The organism is Legionella donaldsonii, from assembly GCF_900452385.1.
GTDB lineage: Bacteria > Pseudomonadota > Gammaproteobacteria > Legionellales > Legionellaceae > Tatlockia > Tatlockia donaldsonii.
This window is the reverse complement of the sequence record NZ_UGOA01000001.1, coordinates 504,618-529,427: the sequence shown is the minus strand read 5'-3', so window position 1 is coordinate 529,427 and position 24,810 is coordinate 504,618. Positions and strand designations below refer to the sequence as shown.

Here is a 24,810-nt window from a genome sequence, read left to right as displayed (position 1 = left end):
GGCCAAAATATATAAGCTACAAAACTCATGGATGGTCAATTTTAACAGCGAATTGTGTCCTTTTGTCACCTATCATTGCTCATTTTAAGCTCTGAATAGATAGAGCAGGGCTTGAGTTGGCATTATTGAATACAAAGACTCAAGCCCCGCCCCGCATTAGTATGAATAGTTCTAAAAACGGTTTTGAGGGGTATCAGAAACTTTCTCCTGATCTCCTTTAAAATCCCTCAACGAATCTCTCAGACTTTTTTGCTTTTCCATACTAAGTTCAGGATCAGTTTCCGATACCATCCCGACTTTAACCAGTTTTTCTCTATTAACAGGTTTGTTATCGGTACTTTTGGCAATGGGATCAGCTAATAGCGCTTTACCTGACTGACAGTTTACCAATACTTCGTTGCCTTCACGACACCGTTCAAAAGGACCCGAGCGCAATTCTTCCGCTTGTTGTAATAACCCTCTGACTTTGCTCAGGTTTTCCTTATTTTTTTCTTTAAATTCGGGATTTTCTTTTTCAGCTTCAGCTATTTGATGTAAAAAATCCCCTACCCCTTTCCGGCTGTTCGGATCGGCTGATACGATTTTTTTCTCAAAAGGAGGCCATTTTATGCGGATAGTCCATTTAGTTGTAAAATCACTAAATAATCCCTGTTCTTTTCCTGCCTCAAGGATATCGATTAAAGTCTTGGACTGTCCTTTCAGTTCACTTAAATGCTCTTTTCTATGAATTTGAGGACCCTTTCCATGGATTGCTTCGGCATCTTTCGCAAGATCTGATTTTTTTCTAATCAGAGCTATTCCTTCTTGATATTGGTTTCTGATTTCTCTTAGATGATTTAAAAAACCAACTTTTGAATGGACAAGGCTATGCGTGATGGAATCGTTGAAACCATAGTCTTCCCGTTTTAAAAGTAAATCATAATCCCCCTTTTTTATATGTGGGCTGAGACGAGCGTCGGGGGTTTTGACCATCGTACCACTTCCATCTGGGGAAGTGGGAACAACCAGTAGAGCGCCCATTCCCCTGGGAGTGAAGGCCCTCATAGATTCTTGCGCGATATCTTTGCCTAACCCCTTATCGACCAGTTTCGTGCCAGTCGCATGGGTACTATCCCTGGCAAAGGCACCGCCATCCTCTAATGCTTTGACTATTTTAGGCGCGACTCCTTCTGGTAAACGGACACGGGTTGCGCCGGAGTCAAAGGCTTGAATTCCGTTTAACGCCTCAATGCCCCACATAATCGCGCAGTTATCATTTTCTTCTGGGGTAATTGAAGTCAAGTTTAAATGATCAAAATTGCCTTTAAAAATTTCTTCGGAGCGATTAATGAGTTTTGTAAACTGCTCATCACTCATCTCCTGATTAAATCTGAGCTTGGCAATCCAGGCTGCCGCTACACTTTCATCGTTAAAAAGGCTATCCGTAGAACGCTCTCCTATAGCTTCTTTATAGATACTCATGAATTTTTCTTTGTCTTCAGCAAATTCCGGCTTGGTAAAAAAATCCTGGACAGTCACTTTCCCTGCCAATACGCGCTGAAACGACTCTGTCGAGTCTGTAAAGTCTTTAACTTTTCTATTTAGAGGCATAACAATACCATTTTAATTTTATCTCTTTTTTCAGTATAGATGGAGATAAGGGATTTTAGAATAAATCAAAATTTCAAATTTGTATTGCAAATTAATTCAACTCTTCATATCCCCTGGGAGCGAAAATCCCTCCCCCTGATGTCTTTATAAGAGCGGGGGTAATGAATTGGACGCTTCTTTGGCAGCCATATTATCCCGTCTGTAAGAAGAGACACTCATCCGTTACAATTGATACCCCATTTAAATAAATTGATATGAAAGAAACGGAAATGATTGAACCACCCTGGATTCTCTATCCAGAATTCGGCCCCCTTGATTTTTTTTGGCGAGAGGCTGGTCAGCCCTGGATGGACTATGTTTGGCGTCCTTTTTGGTATGCACTGACTGAAGAGCAAAAAGCTGCTTATTTAAAACAATACCCGGAACCTAAAGAATGGTCAGGTTTCTCTATTGATTTGAATCCTGAGTTTGCAAAACTATTGGATGAACTGGATGAGCGTTAGCTTTGAATGATGATAAGTGAACTATGGGTCAAGGCTTGAATTTTGTGCAACGGTAAAAATTAATTTCGGCCCTCATTATTGTCTGGAAAATACTATTTTTGCGCATAGAATGATGTTTTAATATAGTCAACAGTGGATTAAAATTTCTTTAGTTGCTCACTTTGTGAAAACTGAAAAAATCATTAGTGAGCCCACCTTACGATTAGTTGTCAATAATAAGAGAAAAGCAATGCCCTTACACCTTCAAACCCTGGAAAAGGCAGATAAAGATGGCCTTTGTTGGATAACCATTGTAGATAGCGACCTAGAAAAAGATGACCCATCTATTCAGCATCAGATAAGACAGTTCAAAAAATTAAAAATCAATTACGCAGTGACTTCCCCGCAAAATACTACTAAATTTGCAGAGTGGATGACAAAGCTACTATCTGGTAATCCGGTCTGGGAAGAGCTGGATTTAAGTGAAATTGACCTTCCGGTTAAATCGTTACTGCCGTTAATCAAATCAGCCCACTCTATCAGGACATTAAACTTATCAAACAATAACGAATTGATAAATATCGTTTCAGAGGGAAAACCTACACTGAGACGAGCACCTATGCCTTTCCATCGCCGAAGAACACAGACAAAAACCAATCTTCCCCATGATCTCCTGCTCGCCATTGCTTCAAAGGCAGATCTTGAAGCCCTAATTATTCGAGCTATCCCATTATTTAAAAAACATGATGATAAAGTATTTGAAGCCATTTTAAGCATTGTTAGAAATGGAACCATTCTTTTAATTGATGCAAGAAATACTCACTTGCTCTTGGAACATTTTACGTTAAGACAACTTTATCGTTTGGTAGAGGATGAGCAAGCCGCTGCCCGAGGTTGTCAATTTCTAATTAGTCCCGAGGAACTTCCTGTTGAAATTCAACAAAAATTGATTGGTAAAATACCACTGAATGCCAAGGTAATTGATCTGTTTAGCATAAGGGATGAAATTATAAGATTGTATTTGGAGGCATTATTTGATAACGCGCTGGATAAAATCCGCTCCGATGCTAAGGCGAAAAAGAGTGAAGCTCCAACCCAAACAGCATCTGCTACTTATCTTAGAAATTTCAGTTGTGATACTGCAGTAACCGATGAGCAAATAAAACGATTAGCAGAAGTCTTAAAGGTTAAAGGTTGCAAGTTGCAAACGCTTTCTTTACCGCCATGCAATTTGGCTTTATTAGAGGTATCTTTGCAAGATAATACGAGTATCATTTGCCTGGATTTATCTCAGTTAGAAGCTACAGAAATGTTTTTCACGACTTTAGCCCGTATTCTTGAGAAAAACGTTGGTATAAGGCGGTTGCGGTTAAATTCTAACGTTATTAATCATCCCAACTTTGAAATTCTTCTAGCTGCTATCGCAGCGAATAATCAATCCGGGCTGGTTAGGGCTGAAAAAAGGGTTTCCTATATCGAACTTGTTGATGTGGAACATACATTAGCCAATGATTTAAAACGTTTTGAAACAATTGTCGATAAGCTAAATTGCTTCAAACAGCCCCTTACTCATATCAATGTTGTTGTTGATACTGAGCAAGTCAATTACGATTTGAGATGTCGTTTGGCCAGCCAAGAATTACTATGTTGGCCAGAAAATGGAATGTTTAGCTATGTGTATGAGTTCGATGAATTATATTTGAGGGGTCTTCCTGTAATCAGCGTACTCTCTCGAGATAAAAGAGAGGAGAAATTAATTCTGACACCATGCTATGAAACTCATGCGAAGGTGATCCAAGGTATAAAAAAATATGTGGCTCATAATGCCACTGCCAATGAAGAGGAGGTAATTCAGGAATTGGCTGCTGAGCTTGGGAATGAAGTAATTGAGGAGGCGTTGCCTGACGAGCTTGGGAATGAGAGTGAAACCCCTGCGCAGGAAACTAATCCTGTAGCTGCTCCTTTAGCACTTGCAGAAGAAAAATTTAAAGACGTTTTATTTAGAATTAACACGAGACTCATTGATATGACCACTGGCAAAGAAGCCAGAGATCGAGCTATCAAACTGCATGACGCTTTGTTGTCAGCAGGTCATGATTTTTTTATTGCCAAGATAATAGACGGGGAGCAATTTAAACAGAAGTGCCACAGGGCTTGTGCAGGGGAAAAACCTTTATTAGCAGAGAATTCCAGCTGGTCAGAAATATTTGCCAACATCACCTCTATTACTCGACTTTGTAATACTATCAGCCGGTTAGTAGGCAACTTCGGCTTCTTCTCACGTGAGATAACGGCAGAGGAGCAAGAACTGAATACTATGGATAAGGAATTGCAGGGATTGACCCTTAATTAAAACTCTTTGAAAAATCTTCTTTTTTGGGGCAGGGCTTGAATTTTTGATTGAAGGCCTTCCCCTAAATCATTAGCATGCCCAAGGTAATTATTTGTTTGTGAATAAACCTGAAATATCAATATCTGATTGATGAGTTTCTGAATAAACATTACTTGCGGCGCTGTTCAGGTATTCTATCAGCGTGTTAATCTCTGGCAGCCATTTCTGGGCGAACTCTAAAGCAAGTACTTCATTTTTGCCTCTGAATAGGCTAAAACCCAATTTTTTTTCAGTTATTTTTAACAAATATCGTTGAATTTCCATAATAGAAGCATAATCTAGAATTCCACTTTTTAGATTTTTTTCTTGTTGAGTTATTAGACCATTAAGTATAGGGTCAGAATACCCTGCACCTTTTATATTGCTAATAAAATCCGTAATTTTATTGTGTGACTCTCTATAAAATGTTATTTGTCGGGATAATTCTGCCTTATTCATATTATCCAGAACACTTAGATTATTCATTGTGTTCATAAAGAGATTTCTTAACCCAACTAATTGATGCTCGTTATATTGCCCATTTATAGCTAAAACAAGACCATTCCTGTTTTTCAACAACTCTGAGTCTTTCTTTATTGCAGCAGTTGGGGTCGTGGGTAATAATTTTATGTAATTAAATACATCCTGTTTTTGAAGTAGTGACGAAAACGCTGCTAATTTACCTAAGTTATGTTCCAATTCAGGAAAAGCTTCCAGGATTTGAATTAAAAAGACTTGTTCCGCTTTGCCCCTGGCAAAAAAACCAGGAATTGCCATAGCAGTATCTTTTAACCGTCGATATACCTCTTTATAATTTTGAGGAACATGCAAAACATTGAATGGTTCCCTACTACCATCGGGAAAATCATCCGGATCTAATCCAATCTCCTCTTTCCATTTTTTGGGATGCTCAACCATATCTAATAGAACGAGAATTCCTTCGGTAGACCCCAATCGATTATTTTCGATCAAGCCCCCATAGGTACTCATTCCACTCGTTTGTCGGGTATCCAACATTACACAAAACTGTTCCATTGGACTTAATTGATCTGGCGGTACATCTCTCAGCCAATTTCTAGCTTCTTTGGTCATCTTAAAAAATCGATAATCTGCGTCCGCCCAATACCACAATTGTTTTGTCCAGCTGGACTGTGGCAACTTAGCACCATCAAAAACAACCTCGATCATCTTAAGCAAGCCCTTTCGGCAATATTCGGGTATCGGTGAAACGACTTCACTATGATAAACATCGTGCTTAAATATCGTGAAAAAAGTTTCATTTTCTGAAAGATGAACTTCAGCAGGCGAAAAACCTTTTGTTAAACTGGAGCCAATACACATTTGGCCGACTCGATACCCCCCTTTAAGAGCATTGTGCACCATAGCCATAGTCTTAGGGCCAAGTTGTGGGATTACAGGGGCATAATCTGCGCCGTAACGGAGTAGGCCTAAAGCATTTCTTACCCCACAAGAAGGCTCCATAAAATTAAGCTTATCGTTCTTATCCGAATAATAAAAAGCTCCCTCTGTATCAATAGCATGACCCAGTGAGCCCTGTGTACCCCGCTTTAATCGGTAAAAAATTTGCTCTGATCGAGGTAATTTTGAAATCATTTCTTTCAAATCCTCTTCATTTAACGGGGGACCTTTTTTACTGGTGAGCGCGGGAAGAAAATATTGTCTTGCTTCTCGAGTAAAATTGCCTGACTCATCTAAAATTTGATAAATCGGTAAGGAGCGACTCTCGTCGTCACTAAATGATTGTTTATATTCTTTACCCTGTGATTTTCGAGGGTTTACTGCTTGATGCAATTCAAGCATAGTAAATAATTGTGAATAGTTTATCCCTTTTCCCAACTTGGAATCCATTAACTTTAGTACCATATGGGGAAATTGCGGGTCTTCGAATAATTCTTTAAATTCCAGGCTAGTTAACTGCCCCTCTCTCAAAATTTTTACTAATTGATGTATTTTTTGAAAGTTTAAACTTTTAAATAACTCATGTTGCTCAGGTTTATATTGTTCTCTCAATTCAATCAAGCGCTTAATATGCTTGTCTTGAAGAACATTCTCTTTCTTGAGATCTTCAATAGCCACCTCTATTAAACTACTTGAAAAAGTAAAGCGAACAATGTCCGTATTGAGTTTATTGTTTTTAGCCGCATGAGCTAAAATTTCCTTGATTTCTTCCAGGTTGAGTTGATTTGCAAAAAACTTAAATCCAGATAGTTGATCGGATACCCGGGTACGTTGTTTTAGCAAACCCTTACCCTCGCTTAACTCCTTAAAAGCATTTTTAATGACTTCTTTCTTTATCGCTTGGCTATCATTATATTGGATTGACGATTTTTCATAGGCGGGGAATTTAATTTTTTCTGCTGGCTCGTATGCAAATATTGGAAATTTAGCATGAAAAGTATCCCAAAGTTGCGTTGGCATTTCTTCTTCTTAATTGGTTATATCTATGCTCATAATATATGACAAGCTATCTTTTTGCAAAAAAAATGGACAACTAGGTGAATTATAACCGCATCCTGCTGCAAACAAAACTATAGAGTCACCTGGAACACCTTCGCAAAATAAAAGTTAATCCAAAAAAACAAGAACATGCGGCTATAACCCCAGATTTTGGTATCTTTTAGGACGCTTAGTTAACCTCATTAAATTCGAAACAGAGAAATTTAACACTGAGAGTCAAATTGACGCTACTCTTTAAAACAAAGGACAGTAGGCTTGGAGGAGATTTTCTGCTGTTTGACAAGAATATCCTTTTAATACAATATGATGTAACAATATTGTCCTCCTCATGAAGACGAAAAATGCTTCTTGGCCAGGGAGCTAATATGGTTGATTTACCGTCTAAAAATAATAAAGTCCTTATTCCAGGGATGATTGGTAATCTTCTTGAATGGTATGATTTTTCTTTATATGGTTATTTTGCCTCAGTAATCTCTGCCCTGTTTTTTCCAACAGATAATCAAACAACAGCCTTTATTAAAACATTCGGAGTGTTTGCCGTTGGATTTTTAATGCGTCCTATAGGGGCTATTATTTTCGGCCATTTTGGGGATCGGTATGGACGTAAAAAAACCTTAGCAACGTCGGTTATTTTAATGGCCGTATCAACAGTCATTATGGGACTGTTGCCCACTCATGCCCAAATTGGCATTTGGGCCGGCATTCTTTTATGCGCTTGTCGCTTATTACAAGGATTAGCCGTAGGCGGAGAGTTTTCTGGTTCTATTGTTTATATTCTGGAGCACGCTCCTTCCAAGAAACGTGGAATGTATGGCAGCCTAGTCATGTTTAGTGCCTTTGCAGGATTACTTTTAGGATCGACCGTTGCAGCATTGACGGGTATTTTGTCCGAACACACAGCCTACGCAGAAATTGCATGGCGATTTCCTTTTTTGTTTAGCGTTGTATTAGGAGCCGTTGGTTTATATCTTCGTTTACGAATGCCTGAAACACCTAATTTTATAAAACTTCAACAAACGGGCAATACAGCCAAGCATCCTTTGCTAGACTCTTTTCGCGAGCATCCATTAAATCTTTTAAAAGCGACATTACTTGTGTTTTTACCTGCGATGGGTTTCTATTTGTGTTTTGTATATTTGTCCACTTACCTCACAATTTATATGAGGTTTTCCCTTCATACCGCATTAATTATTAATTCAATTAGTATGGTTATTATATTATTTGTTATCCCTTGGGTCGGACATTTATCGGATAAATTCGGAAGAAGACCTATTTTGGCAAGTGGTGCTATTTCCATTTTCCTGTTCTCTTATCCCTTATTTTTACTCATGACGCGCGGAACCTTTTATTCTGCTCTGCTGACTCAAATTGCGTTTGCGATATTAATTTCACTCTGTTACGGGGCTGTTCCTGCCGCCTTAGTTGAAATGTTTTCAACAAAAATACGCTACACCGCCATGTCCTTGCCCTATAATTTATCGAATGCTATTTTTGGCGGCACTGCGCCACTCGTTGCAACCTATCTCATCAAAATAACAGGGACAATAATAGCACCTGGTTTTTATCTGATGTTTTCAGGCCTGGTCATGTTGCTGGTTGTTTTTTGCATGAAAGAAACATTTAAAGATACTTTATAGGTCTTAAGTAAACCTTGATTACGCAATGCTCAATGACGGCCAAGCTGGCTGGCCGATCATACTGCTATGAACATTATTCGAACAGTCGACTCCTAATTAAGCAGTGTATTAACGCCTTCCCCCACTGGTTATAGCCATCAAACCTTCAATATCAGAATTTTCTTTATCACTGGCTTGGTTATCACTGTCTTCGGCTAGACTCACATAGTGATAAACAGGTTCATCGAAACGGTCATTCTCACTCAGCCGTGCATTTAAATTATATCTTAATTGAGCGATATTTTTTTCTACGTACGCAAGGCGCTCACTCATTATATCCGTTCTAGCTAACCGAACTACATCAGGTCTAATTTTTACAGCACTATCCTTCAGCAGTTCAAAGTCATATCCGTCTCTTTTGATAGAACTGATCATCTGTTTTAAGTTAAATTTATAAAAAAAATTGTCCTCTTGATGGCTATAATCGGTAAACGTAACTTGATTGTGAACTTTCTTCGCAACATAAAATAAAAGCTCATACATTTGTTTAATTGTAGGTTTATAGTGCCCGCTATCATTATCAATGCCCTTTAAACTTCCATTCTCAAAAACCATGTATCCCGAACCCCTTACCCTTTTGCCATTAGCCAGGAACGAATGATGTAACCTTGGATTGGCTGGCAATCCAATGATTTGCTTATCCTTATTAACTATAAAAATATATCGGCCATCAAGGAACTCGCCTTTCTTATTAATAAATTTTCCTTCCTGGTTAATTGTGATGATGCAATTCGATTGCTTTATGGGTGAAAAATAATAAGGTTTTAATGCGTGAATTTGATTTTGAAAATAAGATTGATCCTTTAAATCGGTGTTTTCCACTTCTTGCCAAAAACTCGAAATTAGTCGCTCTGCTTTTTTCTCGTCTTTATAGTCTTTATCGAGCTTTATTAACCTGTTAATGCCTTTAGATGATTTCACTAATTACTTCGCCTGATACTCTGCTTTAGGGAACACTATATCTAGGCATCATTAAGGGAAAATTAAGAATTTCAGAGAAGAGTGAGCTCAGTAACCAGTACCCTGTGGTCAAGGCTTGATTTTGGCTATGGTTGCGGTACGGTTAGCCGGACAAGTGGCCCTATCAACTACGATTCAATACAGTTTATGGGATGGGCAAATTTTGATCATGCAACGATTTGACGGGATATTCATGGCCTGACCCTCTAGTTGCGCCTGTGCTAATCATTTTTGTAGGTTATAATGTGCTACTTATAAGTGATAGCGATAAACTCAATATGCCAAAGAAATTTGAAAGAATAATTGAACTTTTTGGTCCTGAAAATTTTGATTTAAAAAATTTGAAAAGCCAGTATAAAAAAGCGGCTTTAAAGTATCACCCTGATAAGGACGGTGAGAAAGAATTGTTTTAAGAATTAAATGATTCTTATTTACTTCTTCTTCCGTTAATTAAAGATGGGGATTTGTCAGAGGAAGAAATTACTAATATTCGTAAGGTATTATCAAACTCTATTTCTTGGGCGCTTTTCCACAGGTTATAACGCAGGATTTCATTGAGGACTTTTTTAGAAGAAAACCCAAGAATTAGATCTTTTTTGAAAGATACATCAAATTTTTTAATCGAATTAGGCTCGTTAACCGCAGTAGCAACCATGCTAGGTACTCCAATTGCAACAACCCTTATATGCTCAATGGTCATCCCCACCGCGATTTACGTATTCAATACCCTGAAAAATACTATAAATGTCGTTGAAGATATGCCCCAGGAAAAAAGGCTGGCTTTAAGTTATTAGTTGCGGGGCAGCAGGCCATCGAACGGACAGGGCAACTTATTTGGGAATTGGATTTCCAGTGCAATGGGATCAGGGCTTGAACTTTGATCATGGATACAACCTTCAAGCCCTGACCTCACCGAAGAAAACCGGCTAATGGATAATCACTAGGTGAGTAAAACACCACTTTGTGAGCCACCTACACCAAAAAGACCACCGGAAATAGTGCCAGGAGTGGAGGGTAAGCTTGGTAAAAAAATGGTCCATGTTGCGCCGTTATCAACGCTATAATACGTTAAAGGAAATGTTGTAACACCTATATTATAAGAACCTACTGCAGAGCAAGTATTATTAATGCAAGAAGTACTGTATAAGGCTGTATCTGTGGCAGTAAGGGGAATATCTGTTGTGGGTGGAAATAAGGCTTGAGACCAGGTCACCCCTCGATCGGCACTCGTATAATAAACCGATTGTCTGTTAGTCGCATTATCAACATAATATCCTACTGCAACACAATTATTTCCTACACAACTGATCGAATTAAGTGTTGCCCCCTGATTTCCCGCGGGAAGAGCCGCTATAGATAGTACATGCGCAGCAGACCAGGTCAGTCCACCATCAGAGCTTAAATAGGTGAATGGAATCGAGTTAACAGGATCATCAAATTGCCCTATAGTCGTACAATTATTTCCAGAGCAACTTATCCCAAGTATTTTAGGATTGCTATTACCAACCGGTAAGCTTGCCACAGAAGGGATAATTGGTGCCGACCAGCTCACCCCATTATCAGTACTGCGATAAACTAAAGGCTGGCGTTGATTTAATACGGTATTGTAGAAGCCAGCAGCGGTGCAATTCGTACCAGTACAGCTGACAGTACCCAAAAAGTGGTTTTGTAACGCTGGCAAACCGGCTGTCGAAGGAGTATAGGGTTGTGACCAGGTAACACCGTTATCAGAGCTGGAATAAGTAAGTGGCTTATGAGAACCTCCAAGCTCTTCATAGAAGCCCACAGCAGAGCATTTACTGCCAGAGCAACTAATAGCTGGAGTATAAGTTTGACTACCTGGCCCAGCAGGAGGAAGACCATTTACTGAAAGAAAATAGGGATCACTCCAGGTAACGCCGCTATCTGAACTTGAAGAGGAAACCGGAAGTTGGACTCCAGAACCATCCACATAAAAACCAACTGCTGAACAAAACGTTCCATTACACCCGACACCAAAATAGAAAGTTACTCCCAGAAGACCTGTAGTAGGAGGCACTGAGGCAGTCCACGTCGCTCCATTGTCACTACTGGTATACGCAAGAGGAAAGTTATCCGCACCAACTTGATATCCCCCTACCGCTGTAGAAAGCCGGGTGGGACTTTGGCCATTACTCGCTTCACTCACATTTAATGAATTAGCCGGTGTCGGGCCCGCACAGGTTTTTCCTCCGGGAAAACAAACGAATAAATGATGCGTAGGATCAGGATCATTACCATTTACCACACCCGATATAGTTAGCTTTAAGGTGCAACTTTGGTTAACCGAATTATGTGGCCCTAAAGTAAACTGTCTCGTACAAACGGTTGGATCGGTCGGATCAAGCACTTGAGTCACATTCGGAGGAAACCATCTCACAAAATTATTAACACGAGTTGTTAACGTATTATTCGTCACAGTATAGGCCGCATCAACACTTCCTCCTCGGCTAACTGATGTAGGTAAAGTCCCTTGAGGAATAATCGTGAAAGGTAGGGCATGACTCGTCATCGACACCAAAAATCCTGCCAAACCAATCGAATAAAAACAAGCGTTGTATTTCATTACTCATCCTTTGAGTTAGTTATGTTATCAAATGAAACAGAGATTTCGTTATTTCAGTACCAAGCCTATCTCTAAAGTGGAAATAAGCCTGTCATCATTAAATCAATAAATTTTCCAGATTCGTTTAAATCACCACGGTTATTTGTCCCAATACTTCATTGGTATATAAATGAGACTGTGATAAATTATTTAATGTCGGAACTTGATTAATTGAAGCATTTCCAAGTTGAACTCTGCCAAAGTCGGCAAACCGATAGCCAACACCTACTCGAACATGATTAGCCACCTCATAATCAACACCCAGACCTACTTTGTAAGAAAAAGACGTATTTCGCTCATTCGTGAATTGATTACTAAAGGTAGTGAATGGAGGAACAATATTGACATTGTAATTTCTGGCTGAATTCAACCCCACCCCGATACCGGCTGAAACATAAGGATAAAAAGACATTGAGCGGTAGAGCCAGTTATATAATAGTTTGCTTTCAAATAATACCTGTCGCACCTGGATATCATACGTATAAGAAAAGGAATCGACTGATAGTGTATCCACTCCCTGCGTCACTATACCATGGGCATGAAACTTCATAGGTTGATAATAACTCACATTCGTCTGTAAAGACCATTTGGGATTTAATAAGAATTCTATTCCCAAAGACGCGCCATAAATAAATTTCCCTTGCGTTGAACGGTCTGCAGCGTAACTAAAAAATTGATCCTCAATAGGATCTCTAATAGGAATAAATTCTGAACGACCTATTTTGTTACTAAAAGCTGCTCCAGCAGAAAAAGCGACAAGCGGCTTCCAGACCCTACTTTCCGTTTTTTCCACTTGATCTTTCCATACAGTCTGCTTTTTTACTGTTGACACACCAGCAATACTGGATTGGACTACAATCGAAGTTAATCCGAAAGCCAAGAGAAGCCCATATTTATTTTTTATCAATTTCTTCATCCTTTAAATAACTTGATAATGTAGTAATCGTTTTCCATATTGACATGGATAATACAAGCTAAAAGGTAACAGAAATTGTAGAATAATCACATAGGTTATGTGGAAAAGCTGCGGCTGATGGGAACAAGATAGGTTGAAAAATTATCTATTCCAGACTCAGCTTTTTTAAGCTATTTAACGGGATTAATAGTCTAAACCCTACCCCCATTTGCTCTCAATTGTCACTTGACAGGCCTCTAATTTCGAAAGATTTCTGCTACAAGTCGCCGTATTCCCGGTTACGGGTTTTAGGAAAAGAAATTTAGACAACCAAAATAATATTTTATTCTCGCATGGATAGATACCCTTTATAAATTAATCGAGTATAATTCAAGCAGGTTTTTGCAAGGGAGCATGCCATACCTTACTGTACAACTATACATTAAGTTTTAACTACAAAAACAAGAGGTAGCCGATGAAGAAAACGCAAATGAAACGACATATTACTGCACTTTCTGAATACCAGGCAAAGTACCTGGAAAAATACGAGAGTCTAAACGCATACCTCAGCAAAAAACTTCCCGAAATTTCTAGTCTGAACGAATTAGATAGTCTGCAAAAACGGGTTAAAAAGGAACAAATAGCACTCGCGGCCATGTATAAAGAAATGGCAGAAACCTATAATACATTAAAGCAAGCTAATTACACCCCAAAGGGCAAGCAAACTTTTGAAAAATTTAATAGGGGTTTTGTTGCAGCGTTCCAAGCCGCACCGCCCGATTGCAAACCTCTATTTGATCAAATAAGCATCAAAAGGAAACAAATCAAAGACGAACATAATCCCGTCGAGCTCCTTAAAAAATTAATCAGCCGATTCAAGGCAAATAACTTAGACCTTCAAGCGTTTAATGACTTTCTTATGAATCCTGCAGTGAAAAGCAAAATCAGAACAAACCCTATTTTTGCAGCCAAAGTAGGAAATTTAAATAAGCAAGTTGTCATACGTTACGCGCAAACCATCGCAAGGATTGATCAAGAATTATTTTTAAACATTCGAGCGTCGGAATTATTTTCTCCCTGGGCTTTCAAGAGTTCCCCCGGCATTGTGGCCAATACTGCCCAATACAATAATTTGGCTGATTATGTGGGAAGGCTTATTTTGGATGCCAATTCAATTGAAGAAAGAGCCATTATCATTGAGCGCTGGATTTGGGTAGCCCATTATCTATTTGACGAGCTCAAAGATTACTCCGGTTGCCATGCTATTTTATCCGTTTTTTCACGCAGCGAAATTGGCCGTTTAAAGAAAACTTTTGCCAGTTTATCACCGGAATGTCAGGACGCCTTGGACAAAATGTCTAACGAGCTACTTGTCAGTCAGGCCTTAAAACCAATATTCAATGCCCAACAAGCGGTCATTCCTGCCATGCCTCTAATACAGCGCGATGTCACGTTCCTGGAAGATGGTAATAAAACCGTATCTGAGTTAAAAAGCAAAGATGAGAAGCGCGAAGAAATGACCAGGAGGACAGGCGGCGGACGGAAAATAATGCACATTTTCAAGCGATTGCAAGATGATCGCAGCACTTTCCGCCTATCAGAAGAAATTGACGCGCCACTTAATGACTTGTTAAGAGAAAGGTTGAAAACGCCCGTTGCCCCTTATGATTCCGACGACGGTTATGAAAGAAGTCAATTGTTAGAGCCTACCAATAACGAATTAAAACCGGCAAAACCCGTTAAATTTGGCAAAGTGCTTAATAGTGCCAGCGCCACTAATCAACCGAACATGCGTCAGCAACTACTGCAAGATTCCATTAAAGCCCTCACTGACTCCGTGCTCAATAATGTTTCAGGTTTTCTAAAGGATAGAAATCAGGAAGCGTTTGAAATGGACGAGAATTATGTCATTGATTGGGAAAAGGAGAACCATGAGCTTGGAAAATTAGATCGAGAAAAAGAGGCGTTGGTTGATACATTGAAAGGGTTTTCGAACAACGAAAAAAATACCTCCTTGTTAAAGCGTGCCAATCTGCTGATTGAAAAACTTGAAATTCTGGATTTCAAGCAAATTAAAATGCAGCATTTGGAAAGCAACCTTTATGCAAGATTATATAAACTCAAGGTTGAATTTGCGTGTGCAGCAAGATTCAATGACAAGAATGCTGATCCTGAGCAAATTAGCCTCATCATAGCGGAACTGGAAAAAATTAGTCAATTGTCGGAAACCTGTCAATTTTCTGCTAATTTTTTAAAGTTTTTAAATGCGTTTAATGAGGAAGTAAGGGTGTTTAAGGACTTATCAAATCCTTCACAAGAGGAAGAGCCTTCCCATATAGAGAACCCAGGCTCTCATGCTTCTCGATTTTTGCGCTGCCGTTACTCATTGCTCTATGCGCCAGTGCTGAGAGAAAAAAGCAGCGTAGACGAAGGTCCAATTCTGAAAACAGCCATTCTTGCTTGATGCAGTATCGGTCGGGTCCTGTGCCCGACCTTATCACCCAACCTATTTTGTTACTCCCAAGCTCGGAGCACCGTATCACATCGGTAATTTTATCGTTATATATACTTCACATTTGGAAGGTTGCTGCATGCTTTTCAAAACGATGGGTACAGGACTTTGGTTTTGATGGTTAAATACAAAATTCAAGCCCTTTCTACATTATCAATCCATTACATATTGGCCATGGCCATTACAAAATTAGGGATATTCGGCGAGCCCACGCCTACTCCATCATTCCAAAATTGATTTTCTGGCTCAAGTGTTAGAGACGAATCCCAGCCAAAGGTCACATTAGCAATTGTAAATGACGAAGCGGGAGCGGGTGTATTATGTATTAATGTTGAAGGGGGTTGAGTAGCGCCATTAATCATTAGGCTCGGTGGAATAATAAGATTAATTGCCCTGTTGGCTAATAAAAGATTATTTTGCTGATATAAATAAGGTGCTGCTTGACCAATGGGTGTGGCCTTATTGAGAAGGCTGCGTGCCTGATTCACTAATACCAGCGTTGCAGAGAATAAGGGACACGCTAAACTGGTACCGCCATCTTGTACTTGTGTCCCATTAGCAATAATCAATAAACCTGTACGAGGATCACCTAACATGGCAACATCTGGCAAAGCACGACGGTTGCCAAAATTATTTATAACGCCATAACCTCCTGCGGTAAAACTGCTAATCGAACTTTGCCAGGGAACTGGCCCATAAAATTGACTAATTCCGCCACCGGTTCCTCCGGTGTATGATAATACCCCACCGACCGATTCCACAGTTCCCCAAACGGTTTCAAAAGCATAATTGTAATGATTGTCGACAAACAAAGCGGTTGCGCCAACGGCTGTAACATAGGCTGAACTTGACGGATAATCGACAGTCGGGGCTGAAGGCCACGAGCCATTACATTTGCCTGCATTGGTATAGGTATTATCACCACAGTCACCTGAAGAAAAGTTAATACTAATTCCCGCAGCGGCAGCAAGCTGTAAACTTGATTCAAGTGCCGCATCAAAGCTTTCAGGGCTGCTCCAACTATTCGATATTACATACGCATTGGTAAAACCGGCAATAGTATAATTATTCTGTATTAGGGTATTAATGACATCCATTAAAGTAGTTCGCTGATCAGTACCTAAAACCAAAACGGTATTATCTCCTGAGGCGATGGTATGTGACGCTTCAATATCCAGGACAATCTCTCTGCTGAACGAGGATGCGTTTGGACAATTTGTAAAAGGACTTCCATCAGGATTCACGATTGCAAAATTTTTTGCAGGGCCAGAAATGATAAAAGGAGCGATGTCATTCATCTTAAAATACTGATTCGCATCACTTAAGATTTGTGCAGGCCCATTGGTACCGCATTTATCGACAATGATTAACGTTTGTCCGGAGCCATTTAAACGTACTCCATTAATTTTAGGAATATTACCTACGTTATACGTTTTTCGTAGATTGGCACCAGAAAATCCTTGTAAGGAAATAGTAGTAGGGAGTGCGGTAGGGATGAAATTATTCTCGAGGAAATTTAAATCATGAGTTGTACTTTGAGTTTCCGTTTTAGCATGACCGATGTTTTCCTGAAATTCGGGTATGGTATTTAGCCCTGTAATTTCAGCCACATATTGAGCAATCTCGGGTATTAGTCTCGGGGTGCCTACATTGGCGTGAAAAACTTTATGCTTATAGCGATAGTAGTTCATTTGCACATGCAAGGCCTGTTCAATTTGTGCCGCAGAACCTGTGACACGAATACTGTGATTCACTATTTTGGCCTGCATCCCATGATTCAGAAAAAAATGAGATACCTTTTCTTCTGCTTCTTGGCCGGGTGCAAATTTTTCTTCAAAAAGAGCGCGCGTTAAAAACTGCTGGTAACGTGGACTCTTAGGATCATAAACATCCTGAACCAATTGATCCAGGTCTTGTTTGTTACGTAATTTTAACCAAACATTCAATGAGAATTGAGTGTCTGCTGCAGCCCCCTTAATTAAGCGGGCTTTATTAAGTAACTGTGCCCCAGGGTTAGGTAAACTGACTAAAGTCGTTGTTTGAGCCGCAAAGGAAGTCATAACAATAAACCCCAATGGCAACAAAAATTTAAGTTTTGTCATGAAAGAGTTCCCTGGATTAACTTATAAAAAATAAGCTGGAGATAGGGCTATAGGTAATAAATCCCAGCTCATCGCCTGTGGTTAATGAGAATATATAGCCATCTTGCGTGCCAGCATAAATTGCACTGGCATCTGCATTGACAAATAAGGTGTACGTTATTTGCGATAATAAATTCCATGTAGGGTTGGTATTCGTCAAACTATTACTTGTGTAGGTGTATTCAAAATCAACCGTTCCGGCTGGTAAGGTACTGTTGGAGGAAATTTTGCGAATATTGACATACAGCTGATTATTGACCGCAAAAATATTTTGGATGGGGACAGATAAGTTGGATTCAGGCCCTGTAATTTGAATCCAATTAGTACCGTTATCGGTAGAATAATAAGCGTTACCATCATTACTTCCTACATAGAGCGTATTTCCAGGGGTAATAAAAAGGCTATTGACTGCGCCAGCCCCCGGATTAGTTGTTGCATTCCAGGTTATTCCATCAATAGAATAATACACATGCCCGTCTTGGGTGCCGGTATAAATAGTTAAGACATTGCCGATGGAGGTAATAAAGACACTTTTTACCGCTGTTCCACCTGGAACGGCTGCAGTTGCATTCCACGTAACGCCATTATTAGTCGAGTAGTAGACTTTACCATCCGCACTACCTGCATAAAGTGTATTCGGTGTTGCAAAGACACTGTTGACTGAAAATCCAGGTGAGGGAGTTGTTGCCGTATTCCAATTTAAGCCATTATCTAGTGAAAAATAAACGTCTCCACCGGCTGTGCCAGCAAAGAGTGTGCCGCTTCTGGTAAAGGTCGCTTCTACGGTATGATTGGTATCAATCTGCGCCAAGGTAAAAGTACTTCCTCCCTTTTGAACGATACCGCCATCTACCAACCATTGATCAACCTGATATCCGGAGTTTGGCCTGGCAGTAAACGTTAAGCTCCTTCCAGCGAGTACTGTCTGCGGATTATCAGGATTAATTGCCCCATTTACACCTGCTACAGGCGTAATTAGATACCTTGCAATAGGGATAAAGGTAATATTCAAAACATTGGGAAAACTGGGTTGATAGCACTCAAATGTACCTCCCTGCTCACAAACAACAGGTCCACCGTGTATATTACCTGTCAAAAGATTGCCATTAATTAATAAGCTCAGTGTACAAGATTTTTGATACGCTAAAGTGAATACACTCGAACAATTATCCCCTGAAGTAATTTGGGTTACCCCTCGAATGGGTTGCATCGCCAACGTATGTGTTTTGTGTGATTTGTTGGTGATGGTATAGACGACATTTGCTTTACTCATAGAAGTGAGATAGAGACTAGTCGGGTAATTCGGATCAGGTATAACAGTCCATAATGGGATACCTGTGTAGGCATTGTTTAAAAAAAACAAAATAACTAGTGCAATAGTTATTGTAACTGGTTTTCGCATGGGTAAAATCCATTTACGGGTAGTATTTCAGGCTGTATTGCAAAAATAAAGAGTAAGCTATAATGCGCATTTTTTATAGCGCAGTAAATATCTAAAAATCCAACCGATTTCAAATGACGTCATTTTTATGAAGTTCTAATGCTGCAAGGTGTCCAGTGATATTGCAAATACGGCCTAAGCTATCGTGATTTCCACTAGGGGCTGAGTTTTGATGATTAAATACAAAACTCAAGCCTTTACCATGAAGCTGCGATAGTCGAAATTTCCTGTGCCTATTTAAAATAATTCATGCTATTAACGGTTAAGCGCCTCTTTAAGTTTACGACGAAGCTCATCACCAGGATCAGGCAAATCTTCATTGTGTCCAGGTGGATTGAATGCATCTTTTAAACCCCCTCCAGAAATATTTTTTAAATCCTCGTTTTTAACGATTTTCTTATTTTTAGAAGGATTCTTTGGAGACTCTTTCATATTTTTTTCCTATAGCAAAGAAGGTATTTTTTTAATAATAGCTCAAATTTAGACCAAGTTGAGAAGTCCATCCTCAAGAGAGAACTCAGCGGCGAACATAGGGGCTGGCTTTAATGCTTCACGTTTCTCTATTTTTTAACTTTTAGAGAAGTATACTTAAGGGGATTTTTGCTTGAGAATTTGGGAGTTTTGATAATGAATCAATATGCAGGTGAATGTTTGTGTGGCTCTTGTCGGTATGTCATCACCGGAGAAAAACCGAAAGCGATGTATTTATGTCATTGTAGTCGATGTAGAAAAGAAACAGGTACCATCCACGGAGCCAATATTTTCTTTAGCAACGCTCTATTGGTATGGGAAAGTGGTGAAAACAATATCACTTATTTCGCGTTGAAGGGAACAAGGAAGCAACGTGCATTTTGCACTCTTTGTGGAAGCCCGCTTCCTCGACAGGAAGACAATTCACAGGTCGTTTTACCTGCAGGATCACTGGATAACGATAGCTCTTTGGAGCCAACTGCCCATATTTATTTTGCCAGTCGTTCGGCTTGGGAAGACCAGTTAGCAGACTTGAAACGATTTGATGAGTTACCCAAGCCCGACAAAATTTGAATAGACCAACTACCGCACAAATTTGTCAGTTCGTCTACAGACCCGTCTCCGCCATAATTGGGTGAAAACCGAACTGGCTACTAAAGCAATCTGATTATCTATGACTGATAATTCTCTAATCCATTGATGCAATATTACCTTTGATTGAGAATAAATAGAGCCAGTGCTTGTAGAAAATCAAAATTCAAGCACTGGCCCTATTTATGTTTCTCACCTCGTCGAGGGGTAATTCTCAACAATAGGTGCGTACACAGGATTTTCAGAGGGAAAGGCTTTTCACCTCAGTGGGTGTCATTTTACTGGCTACTTTGTCGTCGTTATAAGTTTTCATCGCACTAATTATTTCACTACGCATCTCTCATAATTGCTTAGTATAAAAATCTCTATCGTCGGTAAAATTAAGCTTTGTTCTTACCTCTAAAAAGACTTAATCCGCGCTCATCGATAACCTTCGTTGAAATTACACAGCTATTCCTTTTTGGAAACAAGCTATTCCTAATATTCTCTGTCATTTCGATTTGTAATTGATAAAATAATGGACACAATGTGTTCTATTTGGAAATTTTATGTTCGATTCAACCACTATTCATCAAGAATTAAGCACGCGTATCAAGTCTCTAAGGGAAGCCTTTGAAGCTCGCAATGACGCCTCTCTTTCATTAAAAGATAAAGTAATTAATGCTGACTCCCTAAAAACTCTCGAAAGATTAGAGACTCTTTTGGCAAACGACCAGGAAAGTAGCGCTGATTATCTAATGAAAGCCCTTCCTCAATTTTTTGCAGAAAACTGGACACGTATTAATGAGGGAAAAGCTGTTCCTTACACAGCGCAACCGGATAGTGGCGTGACTCGTCTACTTTGTGATCTCGCAACCTGGGTAGTTAATGAGAAAAATACAGCAGAAATCAACACTGGCAAACCTAGAAAAAATATAGAGTTGGTGGGTGTTATCCATGTGTTAATGCCTACCGTAAGTACAGAATCTGTGGTTGAAACTTATCCTGATTTATATCCTACCTACGATCCTACTACTCAAAGATGGCAGGATGTTGATATCCACAAGATTTTGAAAACACATATTATTAGTGGTAAAGGCTTCTACTTACTTCCGGTGCATTTGCTCACCGAGCTAGATGTATCCAGTAGTTCCGCCAACTCTCTAAGCAATCCCTATTATGATTATAAAATCCCTGGAAACATGACCCTTGTAGTTGCTGCAGAATATAATCGTTTTGCAGAGCATTCTTCATTAGCAAAAGAACTGCTTGAGGCCAAAACAAACTATGAAACAGCTTTGTCTGACAAAAGCAATTTGTTGGGGCATTTGCGTGAACTCAATCGCCAACTTTATTTCAACAGTGTTCATGGGGTTGGTAAGGAAGAAAATGCCGGACAAGGCGCGTATGCGGCAATTACCCGTTTCATGGAGTACTACAATGCCCTCGGCGAACTGAAAGCGAAGATTCCTGCCAGTATTAAGCAAGAAATCGATAAACTCCTTGAGCTTGCCTCTGATTGGACAAAAAACCTCAATGCGACAGAGAATCTGGAGACTTGTTTGGCTACCCGCCGGCAAGGATCTGAAAACGCTATAAGAGGTCATGAAATTGAATTAAGTGCGATTTCTATTAGTGGTGAAAGCAAAGCAAAGCTAATCGAGGGCCTCGAAAAAACATTTAATACCGCTAGAAGTGACTTTATTTCCGCTCTAAGCGCTCTTGACTCTAAAGAGGCCACAGGGTTCAAAGGAATGATGAAATCCGAGGGGGAACTAACATCTCCAAAGGCAATAAAACCTTATGAGGGCTCTGAGAACGTAGAGATTGGAGCAGCATTAATTAAGGAACTAAATATTCAGATAGCCATTAAAAACAAAGCTGATTTACCGCTAATTATTACTTTAACTCCAAATGAAATTAGGGAGGTTTGCACTGATGATGTTTTGAATCAAATCAATGGCTGTTTCGAAACTGTTGAGGAATTAGTCATTTTTTGTATTGAAACACCCCCTGCAAAATTAGAAGCCTTGCTCAATGCACTAGCGCTAAAGATTGGCCCCAAATTATTGACTCACCCACAAGACTTTGCTTCCTTACTTATATCCTTAGATAGCGAGCGCTCTCAGATTGTTGTTAAGGCATTCGATAGCCAATTACCTCAACTGATGACTAAATCAAATCGACGCGTTGAAGGCTTGAGTGATTTAATTTGCAGTTTAAGTCCTGAGCAGAGCACTATCGTTCTTTCTAGTGAGCTATTAAAAAAAGAACTCCCAGGAATTCTCAGGACAATTAGAGATCTGCGAAGCTTGTTTAGAAACATAGAGCCAGAGCAGCATCCTGCTGTTTATGAAGCCTGTAAAGATCAAATTCCCCAACTGATCAAAACAGTTAATGACTTCGCTGCTGTATTTAAAATCTTAGGTCCAGTGCAATTTATTTCTGTTTATGACGCCTGTAAAGACCAAATCCTCCAACTGATTAAATCAGTCCAAAACCTCGCTGAGGTCCTGCATTGCTTAGATCCTAAGCAATGTGCTGAGATTCTTTCTAGTGAGAAATTAAAAAGCCAACTTCCAACCGTTGAATCGTCCCAAGAACTCGTTGATGCATTTAAAGGCTTAAGTCCAGAGCAATTTACTCCAGTTTATGAAGTAGTCTATAAAGACAAAATTCCGGGACTGATTCAATCAAGCCAGGATTTGTTTACTTTGCTTAAGTTCCTAAGCCCAGAGAAGTGTGTTGAAATTCTTTCTAATGAGACAATGAAATCTCGGCTTAGCGATAATAGTAATCTTCCTATTTACTTTAATATCATTCTTCAACGCTTAGATGAAACAAGGCGCTCTGCTCTTTATGAGGCCTTCAAAGCCAAACTTCCTCAGTGGATTACAAGAGTCCATGAATTGTTTGAGGTAATGTCATACTTAAGTGAAGACCAGCAAACTAGCCTTTATAACGATTGCAAAAACATAATCCCTCGATTGATTAAATCAGATTATGACTTGAGGCGTGCCATTTCTCGCCTTAGCCTGGACCAGTGCAACGAGGTTCTTTCTGATAAGGAGCTAAAAACACGATTACCTCAACTAATTCATTCAGTTCAGGACTTGTATCGTGTGCTTCAAGAGTTACCTTTAGAGAAACATCCTCTTATTTATAGGATCTACAAAGACCATATTCCTCAACTGATTAAATCTGCCAAGGACTTGTATATTGTAATTACTATGTTAAGCACGGAGCAGTGCACTGAGGTTCTTTCTAGTGAGCATGTTAAAAAACAACTTCCTCAATGGTTTGAATCAAGCTATAACTTCCTTGAGGATCTTAAACTTTTAACCCAAGATAAACGTACTGCGGTTTACAGCGCATGCAAAGACCAGGCTCCCCACCTGATTAAATCGGCCGAAGACTTTCGCAATGTGCTTGAATTCTTAAGTCCAGACCAACGCACGGAGGTTAATAATGCTTGCAAAAACCTGGTTCCTCAACTGATTAAATCGGCCAAAGACTTCCGTGATATACTTGAATTCCTAAGTCCAGAGCAGCGCACTACTGTTTATGAAGCTAACCACGAACAGGTTCATAATCAGGTTAAATCAGAACAGGACTTGAGCGATATACTTGAATACTTAAGCGATAACTCAAGAAATGCAGTTAATGCCCGTGAAACATTAAAAAAACAACTTAGGGGTTTTGATCAGCTGCTAGTGGATCTGCAAACTAAGAAAAGAGAATTTGATCAGTATAAACAAACGAAGGCCTCAGAGGCTACCGAAAAGCTCCACACAAACCTTCTCGACGCAAGAAAGGCCTATTTATCTAATCCTAAGAATTCTAGTGCTTTTAAGAGACGCTGTGACGTTGCTATTTCTGGGGCACGAGGCGACTTACAAAATTATAGCGAATGGAGGGATATCTTAGCTAAGCTTGGTTTAGCTCTTGTGAGCGCAGGAATCATTCCTGCTTGTCTGGCGTTGTACAAAAGAGGAACGACTGGTAGTTGGGACTTTCGTGTATTTCGAACCTCAAGTGAGGACAAATTAGACGAGATTAAAAAGGAAGTTGCCAATCAACCTGATGAAATTAAAACACAACAACCCAATGAGAGCCCCGACAATAAACCTTAGTGGGCGAATATAGCTCATGATAGCGTTACTGAATAACTTAACATTGCAAGCCCTATCCATTTGTTCGTTTAAATGTAGATTGGGCTTTGGCTACCCTGCCCTCAATTTCTACAAAGGAATCAGAATAAAATTTTGTGGATATACCGCAAGTATCATTTTCTGTGTTTTATAGAAGGATAAGTATTCCTTCTCTAATCCAGCTGATTGTGCGATTTGACCTTTGTCGATTTTGCATCAAGGAGGAAGTCTTTGCTGACGCCTCCACCTTTTGAAGCTATTTAATTTAATCGTCGTAAAAAATAAAGCTAGCTTGTTAACACAAATAGTACTACTATTACCTCAGCTAGAAAAATGTCTTTTTTACATTCTCCAAATCGTCGTTTTATTCATTTAATCCCTCGTACTGTAGTTTTATTGCTGACCTGTTTCCAGCTACTTTCGCCTATTAAAGGCATTTTAATAAAAAA

At 39.5% G+C, this 24,810-nt stretch carries 16 protein-coding genes; 7 read left to right on the top strand and 9 right to left on the bottom strand.

What is annotated here, in order from left to right:
• Positions 1 to 171 precede the first annotated feature (171 nt).
• Positions 172 to 1,590: a hypothetical protein gene (locus DYC89_RS02480; protein WP_115220350.1), complete on the bottom strand. Its 1,419-nt coding sequence runs from the start codon at positions 1,588 to 1,590 to the stop codon at positions 172 to 174.
• 269 nt (positions 1,591 to 1,859) lie between these two features.
• On the opposite strand from DYC89_RS02480, the gene DYC89_RS02475 reads away from it, so the two are divergent.
• Positions 1,860 to 2,093, top strand: a complete 234-nt coding sequence (locus DYC89_RS02475) for a hypothetical protein (protein ID WP_115220349.1) — start codon at positions 1,860 to 1,862, stop codon at positions 2,091 to 2,093.
• Positions 2,094 to 2,322: 229 nt separating this feature from the next.
• A complete protein-coding gene (locus DYC89_RS02470; protein ID WP_147285466.1) occupies positions 2,323 to 4,425 on the top strand; it encodes a hypothetical protein in 2,103 nt (700 codons plus the stop codon).
• An 87-nt stretch (positions 4,426 to 4,512) separates the two neighbouring features.
• Here DYC89_RS02470 and DYC89_RS02465 read toward each other — a convergent pair whose 3' ends face one another.
• Entirely contained in the window at positions 4,513 to 6,882 is a 2,370-nt protein-coding gene (locus DYC89_RS02465) for a hypothetical protein (protein ID WP_115220347.1), read from the bottom strand.
• A 404-nt stretch (positions 6,883 to 7,286) separates the two neighbouring features.
• Between DYC89_RS02465 and DYC89_RS02460 the strand changes: the two genes are divergently transcribed.
• Complete coding sequence (locus tag DYC89_RS02460) at positions 7,287 to 8,558, top strand: MFS transporter (protein ID WP_181879305.1); 1,272 nt, start codon at positions 7,287 to 7,289, stop codon at positions 8,556 to 8,558.
• A gap of 108 nt (positions 8,559 to 8,666) precedes the next feature.
• Here the strand turns inward: DYC89_RS02460 and DYC89_RS02455 are convergent, their stop codons facing one another.
• Positions 8,667 to 9,518, bottom strand: coding sequence for a hypothetical protein (locus tag DYC89_RS02455; protein ID WP_115220345.1), 852 nt, complete (start codon positions 9,516 to 9,518; stop codon positions 8,667 to 8,669).
• A 284-nt stretch (positions 9,519 to 9,802) separates the two neighbouring features.
• Here DYC89_RS02455 and DYC89_RS16430 point away from each other — a divergent pair, with 284 nt between their 5' ends.
• Positions 9,803 to 9,970, top strand: a complete 168-nt coding sequence (locus DYC89_RS16430; protein ID WP_181879304.1) for a hypothetical protein — start codon at positions 9,803 to 9,805, stop codon at positions 9,968 to 9,970.
• Positions 9,971 to 9,984: 14 nt separating this feature from the next.
• Here the strand turns inward: DYC89_RS16430 and DYC89_RS02445 are convergent, their stop codons facing one another.
• From DYC89_RS02445 to DYC89_RS02435, 3 genes are all read right to left on the bottom strand, one after another.
• Positions 9,985 to 10,257 carry a hypothetical protein gene (locus DYC89_RS02445; RefSeq protein ID WP_147285465.1) on the bottom strand — a complete coding sequence of 91 codons (273 nt, stop codon included), beginning with the start codon at positions 10,255 to 10,257 and terminating at the stop codon, positions 9,985 to 9,987.
• 240 nt (positions 10,258 to 10,497) lie between these two features.
• Positions 10,498 to 12,141 (bottom strand): sialidase family protein, encoded by a 1,644-nt coding sequence (locus DYC89_RS02440; protein ID WP_115220342.1) that lies wholly within the window; start codon positions 12,139 to 12,141, stop codon positions 10,498 to 10,500.
• Between the two features lie 124 nt (positions 12,142 to 12,265).
• Complete coding sequence (locus DYC89_RS02435; RefSeq protein WP_115220341.1) at positions 12,266 to 13,096, bottom strand: outer membrane protein; 831 nt, start codon at positions 13,094 to 13,096, stop codon at positions 12,266 to 12,268.
• A gap of 454 nt (positions 13,097 to 13,550) precedes the next feature.
• On the opposite strand from DYC89_RS02435, the gene DYC89_RS02430 reads away from it, so the two are divergent.
• Positions 13,551 to 15,539, top strand: a complete 1,989-nt coding sequence (locus tag DYC89_RS02430) for a RasGEF domain-containing protein (protein ID WP_115220340.1) — start codon at positions 13,551 to 13,553, stop codon at positions 15,537 to 15,539.
• A gap of 209 nt (positions 15,540 to 15,748) precedes the next feature.
• On the opposite strand, the gene DYC89_RS02425 is transcribed toward DYC89_RS02430, so the two are convergent.
• The 3 genes from DYC89_RS02425 to DYC89_RS16425 all read right to left on the bottom strand — a co-directional run bounded on the left by DYC89_RS02425 (position 15,749) and on the right by DYC89_RS16425 (position 19,601).
• A complete protein-coding gene (locus DYC89_RS02425; protein WP_115220339.1) occupies positions 15,749 to 17,689 on the bottom strand; it encodes a S53 family peptidase in 1,941 nt (646 codons plus the stop codon).
• 16 nt (positions 17,690 to 17,705) lie between these two features.
• The gene (locus DYC89_RS02420) at positions 17,706 to 19,130 is read right to left on the bottom strand and encodes an InlB B-repeat-containing protein (protein WP_115220338.1); all 1,425 of its coding nucleotides are present in this window, start codon (positions 19,128 to 19,130) and stop codon (positions 17,706 to 17,708) included.
• A gap of 294 nt (positions 19,131 to 19,424) precedes the next feature.
• Entirely contained in the window at positions 19,425 to 19,601 is a 177-nt protein-coding gene (locus DYC89_RS16425) for a hypothetical protein (RefSeq protein ID WP_181879303.1), read from the bottom strand.
• Positions 19,602 to 19,796: 195 nt separating this feature from the next.
• Between DYC89_RS16425 and DYC89_RS02415 the strand changes: the two genes are divergently transcribed.
• Both DYC89_RS02415 and DYC89_RS02410 read left to right on the top strand, forming a co-directional pair.
• Entirely contained in the window at positions 19,797 to 20,213 is a 417-nt protein-coding gene (locus DYC89_RS02415; RefSeq protein WP_115220337.1) for a GFA family protein, read from the top strand.
• Between the two features lie 566 nt (positions 20,214 to 20,779).
• Positions 20,780 to 24,343 (top strand): hypothetical protein, encoded by a 3,564-nt coding sequence (locus tag DYC89_RS02410; RefSeq protein ID WP_115220336.1) that lies wholly within the window; start codon positions 20,780 to 20,782, stop codon positions 24,341 to 24,343.
• Positions 24,344 to 24,810: the final 467 nt, after the last annotated feature.

Bases quoted from the DNA above. Each gene is read 5' to 3' on its own strand.
- DYC89_RS02480 (WP_115220350.1), bottom strand. From the start codon at position 1,590: ATGCCTCTAAATAGAAAAGTTAAAGACTTTACAGACTCGACAGAGTCG.
- DYC89_RS02475 (WP_115220349.1), top strand. From the start codon at position 1,860: ATGATTGAACCACCCTGGATTCTCTATCCAGAATTCGGCCCCCTTGAT.
- DYC89_RS02470 (WP_147285466.1), top strand. From the start codon at position 2,323: ATGCCCTTACACCTTCAAACCCTGGAAAAGGCAGATAAAGATGGCCTT.
- DYC89_RS02465 (WP_115220347.1), bottom strand. From the start codon at position 6,882: ATGCCAACGCAACTTTGGGATACTTTTCATGCTAAATTTCCAATATTT.
- DYC89_RS02460 (WP_181879305.1), top strand. From the start codon at position 7,287: ATGGTTGATTTACCGTCTAAAAATAATAAAGTCCTTATTCCAGGGATG.
- DYC89_RS02445 (WP_147285465.1), bottom strand. From the start codon at position 10,257: ATGACCATTGAGCATATAAGGGTTGTTGCAATTGGAGTACCTAGCATG.
- DYC89_RS02440 (WP_115220342.1), bottom strand. From the start codon at position 12,141: ATGAAATACAACGCTTGTTTTTATTCGATTGGTTTGGCAGGATTTTTG.
- DYC89_RS02435 (WP_115220341.1), bottom strand. From the start codon at position 13,096: ATGAAGAAATTGATAAAAAATAAATATGGGCTTCTCTTGGCTTTCGGA.
- DYC89_RS02430 (WP_115220340.1), top strand. From the start codon at position 13,551: ATGAAGAAAACGCAAATGAAACGACATATTACTGCACTTTCTGAATAC.
- DYC89_RS02425 (WP_115220339.1), bottom strand. From the start codon at position 17,689: ATGACAAAACTTAAATTTTTGTTGCCATTGGGGTTTATTGTTATGACT.
- DYC89_RS02420 (WP_115220338.1), bottom strand. From the start codon at position 19,130: ATGCGAAAACCAGTTACAATAACTATTGCACTAGTTATTTTGTTTTTT.
- DYC89_RS16425 (WP_181879303.1), bottom strand. From the start codon at position 19,601: ATGAAAGAGTCTCCAAAGAATCCTTCTAAAAATAAGAAAATCGTTAAA.
- DYC89_RS02415 (WP_115220337.1), top strand. From the start codon at position 19,797: ATGAATCAATATGCAGGTGAATGTTTGTGTGGCTCTTGTCGGTATGTC.
- DYC89_RS02410 (WP_115220336.1), top strand. From the start codon at position 20,780: ATGTTCGATTCAACCACTATTCATCAAGAATTAAGCACGCGTATCAAG.